General features: G+C 41.8%; 2 protein-coding genes and 2 pseudogenes. All 4 read left to right on the forward strand.

Features of this window, described 5'->3' with window-relative positions:
• Positions 1-13 precede the first annotated feature (13 nt).
• Positions 14-454 (forward strand): phage tail assembly chaperone, encoded by a 441-nt coding sequence (locus BA1_RS17990; protein ID WP_034740076.1) that lies wholly within the window; start codon positions 14-16, stop codon positions 452-454.
• A gap of 41 nt (positions 455-495) precedes the next feature.
• Positions 496-633: a hypothetical protein gene (locus BA1_RS19140; protein ID WP_095410046.1), complete on the forward strand. Its 138-nt coding sequence runs from the start codon at positions 496-498 to the stop codon at positions 631-633.
• 1 nt (position 634) lies between these two features.
• Positions 635-3,883, forward strand: a pseudogene (locus BA1_RS17995) (phage tail protein); the annotation flags it as partial.
• A gap of 110 nt (positions 3,884-3,993) precedes the next feature.
• Positions 3,994-4,245, forward strand: a pseudogene (locus tag BA1_RS18000) (hypothetical protein); the annotation flags it as partial.
• Positions 4,246-4,278 lie beyond the last annotated feature (33 nt).

Genomic DNA, 4,278 nt, shown 5'->3' on the forward strand with positions numbered 1-4,278 from the left:
GGAGTTTTTAAACATGAGCGAAAAACAAACATTTGATCTTTCATTTTTTATGCCAGGACAAACAGTAGAAGCAGAAGAAGTCAAAGTACCGATTTCCAAGCGTTTTGTTGATAAAAAAGGAAATGTCATCCCTTTTGTTTTCAAAGCGATTACCACTGAGCGTATTGATGAACTAGAAAAAGAAAACACCACGTTCAAAAATATCAAAGGCAGAGGCCGCGTGAAAGACTTAGACAGCCAGCGCTTCTATGCACGAATTGCGATTGAATCGACTATTTATCCAGATTTCCGCTCAAAGGAATTAAGAGAAGCCTACAGCACACAAGATCCAGTTGAAGTCGCAAAACGTGTTTTATCTGTCGGCGGTGAATACGCAAACTGGTTAAACAAAGCCATTGAAATTAACGGATTCGAAGACGAAATTGAAGATTTAGAAGACGCAGCAAAAAACTAATAAAAGATGGGGATAAAGAAGCCGTGTTTCTATATTACGCCATGCACGAGCTTCACTATTCCCCATCAGAACTGCTTGATTTATACGAAGCACCAAGACCATTCAAAGCATTCCTTTTCGGACTCATCAGCTACAAACTCGACATGCTAGAAAAAGAAGCAAAGAAAGGAGGGAAATAAACTGGCGAAACTCACTGCACGATTTGAATTAGAAGACAAAGTATCAAAGAAGCTACTGCGCATTCAAAAACGATTTCAAACGTTTGAGAAGCAGCTTAAACCGTTTAGAAAACCGGTGAAAATAAACCTGGAAATAGATGAAAAGAAGCTAAGAAACTTCAGTTTATCACTTCGTAAAATGTCAGTAATTTCCATGAGACTCGATCAGGGAATCTATCGTGATCTAAAAGTATTAAACGATCAGTTAAATATGATCCCAAATCATATGGTCATATCCATTCAAGCAAAAGGATTAGATGTCATTAAATCCAGCATAAATCGTTTGAAACAAGTGGAGAAAAGTCCCATTCTGCTGACATTTAAATTAAACGATCAGTTGTCAGGTAAAATGTCAATGATCAACAAATCTATTCTCCAGCTCATGAACAGAACGTACTATATGAGAGTAAACATGATTGATCAAGCCACCGCTGCGATTCAACGAATCAAAAAGACACTCAAAAGCTTGACGATGGCTAAACACGAAATCAGAGTATCTGTTCAAGACAATGCAAAGAGTAAGTTGAAAAAACGAGATCAGGCAGAGTCGATTGTGAAAGAACAAAACTTAAAAAAAGAGCCTGAGGCTGGTAGTCCGTCGGTTAAAATGGATGAACCCAAACAGGGTTGGCTCCAGAACGTTGCTAATAAAGGATTAAGTGAAATTCAAAAATATGCAGGTGATGTTGCAGAAAAAGTGAAAGAAAAATTAAGTCCTAGAAAGTTTTGGGATGAAAAGGCACTTCCTTGGGTTGAAAATAAAATGGAAGAGTACAAGCAAGATGTGATCGGAAGAATAAAAGAGAAGATTAAATTGAATCCTGAAAAAAAACTAGATCAATTGGTGAATAACGTACTAGATCGTTTCTTAGGTGCAAGTGATCAATCAAGTGAAAACAACAGTACCACTCCGGCACCAACAACGGCGCCAACAACTTCACCAACACCATCTAATCCAGCTCCCAATACGAAACCTCAGCCGCAAGGTGGAAAAGGTTTGTTTCGCAATAGTTGTTGTCCCTGTTGTGCAAGAGGTTTAACCAGGGGAGGCTCTACTAAAACGAAAAATCGAAATGGTCAATCACGAAGACAGCCTAGAAATCCAAATGCCACAACAAGAACCGAAATGAATAGAAGACCTCCAAGTAAATTAGGAAAACTGAAAACAAATGCAGGTAAATTATTTGGGAAAATCCCTAGTGGACTAAAGAAAGGTGCGGGTATCGCAGCTTCAGTTGGTGGACTTACGGGTTTGGTAAAAGGCAGCAAGGGGTTAAGTGGATTAGGGAATGCGGTGAAAAATATCGGTAAAGGGAGCGGTAAATTATTAAAGAAAGTACCTATTCTAGGAAGTGTACTTAGTGCAACAAATCTAATTGGCATAAACAAAAAGAATGCTGGTGAAAAAATCGGTACGACTGGAGGCGGAATCGCCGGCGGGATGGCAGGTGCTGCAGCAGGTGCTGCGATTGGAAGTGTAGTTCCAGGAGTAGGTACAGCCATCGGTGGTCTAGTAGGCGGAATCGCTGGAAGTATGGGCGGAGAATCTATCGGTGAAACGATCGGAAAATGGTTTGATGGTGGCGGATTTGACAAGATTGGCCAAAAAGCCATCGAAATCAAAGATCAAATTGTTGAAGTTTGGTCAACAGTCGCTAGTTGGTTCACTGAAAACGTCTGGACCCCGCTAAGCGGTACAGTCATTACAGTAGCAACCACAATTTGGTCAAGTCTAGTCAATGCATTGACATGGATTCAAGAAACATTCAGTACAGTAGCAGGGTGGTTTATCGAAAACGTCTGGACCCCGCTAAGCGGTACAGTCGTTACAGTAGCAACCACGATTTGGTCAAGTCTAGTCAATGCATGGACATGGATTCAAGAAACATTCAGTACAGTAGCAGGGTGGTTTATCGAAAACGTCTGGACCCCGCTAAGCGGTACAGTCGTTACAGTAGCAACCACGATTTGGTCAAGTATAGTCAATGCATGGAAATGGATTCAAGAAACATTCAGTACAGTAGCAGGGTGGTTTATCGAAAACGTCTGGACCCCGCTAAGCAGCACAGTTGTTACAGTAGCTACAGGAATTTGGACAGCATTATCAAATGCATGGAAAACCATTCAATCCATTTTTGGAGCAGTATCCTCTTGGTTTATGAACAACGTCTGGACCCCGCTTGTAGAAACCGTCGGAACCATTAAAGATAGCATTGGAAAGAAGTTTGAAGAAGCGTATAAAGTAGTGACAGATATATGGGATGGATTATCCAAATGGTTTGAAGATAATATTCAGACACCGATCCTAAAAGTGGCAGGTGCCATAAGTGATGGTTTTTCTAAGGCATTTGGCTGGGTCAAAGAGATTTTTGACAAGGCTGGCGATGGGATTAATTTTGTAATAAAGCATTTATTTGGAGATCCTGATAAAAGAGCCACAGGCGGCTATATCACTCAGCCTACCCTATCATGGGTTGGTGAAGCTGGTAACGAATTTGTCATTCCAACTCAAAATAACCGTGGACGGGGGAAGATGCTGCTTGCACAGGCTGCTTCTCACCTTGGAATGTCTGTTGTGCCAAGCAGCGGCGGTGCAGCAAACCCAGTTTCCAGCTCTCCAGCTCAAGCAGCTCCAAATGCTTCTGTCGGTTCAATTGGTGGATCGGTTTCATTGGATGGAAACATTCAAGCTGCAAGCATAGGTGAGCAATTTAATCATGATTTTGAACAAGGACTAAATCAAAAGGTGGTTTCGCTGGATCAATGGAAACAAAAAAATATTCAGCAGCCATTTGATCACTTGACATCAGATTCAGGAAAGTACGGCCAACAAGTGGTTTCTGCCTTTGCGACGGGCCAGCAGATGACACCAACAGGAACAGACAGCTTTTTGCAAAGTCGTGTAAAAGCACCATACCAACAAGTGATGACAGCGTCACCGAGTTGGGGTTCTGGAACGGTTAGTGGTTTTGCAACAGGTCAAAATGCCACATCATCTAGCACAAGCCAATACGTAGATCAGCACATCAAACAACCATTCCTGCAAACAAAACAAGAATCACCAGGCTGGGGTTCAGGAATGATGGATGCCTTCAATAGCGGGATGCGTTCGAAAGCAAGTGAAGTCACTCAGGCAGCTAAAGAAATGGCGAAGAAAGTAGAGCAGGCATTTAGAGAGGAATTAGACATTCATTCCCCTTCACGTGTCATGATGAGTCTTGGGAAATTACCATAGATTGGTGCAGTAATTGCTATTGTTCCAATAAATTAGAGCATTCATTTAGAGAGTAACTAGACATTCATTCCCCTTCACGTGTCATGATGAGTCTTGGTAAATTCGCATCGATTGGTGTCGTCAAAGGTCTTGATTCGGTTGACGTGAAGAAATTTGCAGAGAATCAAGCCGGTTCCTTAATCGCTGCATTTAGTGGCATGGGTGCATCTAACATGACTGTTCAACAATGGCTCATGGCTGCATTAATGGCAACCGGCACATCTATGAGCTGGCTTCCTGGTCTCATGACGATTGCGCAGAATGAGTCACGTGGAAACCCGAAAGCGATCAAACTCTGGGCTTAAAAAGAAATGTGAGTTACGTTGTATCAA

This window comes from Bacillus xiamenensis, assembly GCF_000300535.1.
GTDB classification, from domain to species: Bacteria; Bacillota; Bacilli; order Bacillales; family Bacillaceae; genus Bacillus; species Bacillus xiamenensis.

Excerpts from the sequence above, each read along its gene's own strand:
- BA1_RS17990 (WP_034740076.1), top strand. The coding sequence starts at position 14 with ATGAGCGAAAAACAAACATTTGATCTTTCATTTTTTATGCCAGGACAA.
- BA1_RS19140 (WP_095410046.1), top strand. The coding sequence starts at position 496 with ATGCACGAGCTTCACTATTCCCCATCAGAACTGCTTGATTTATACGAA.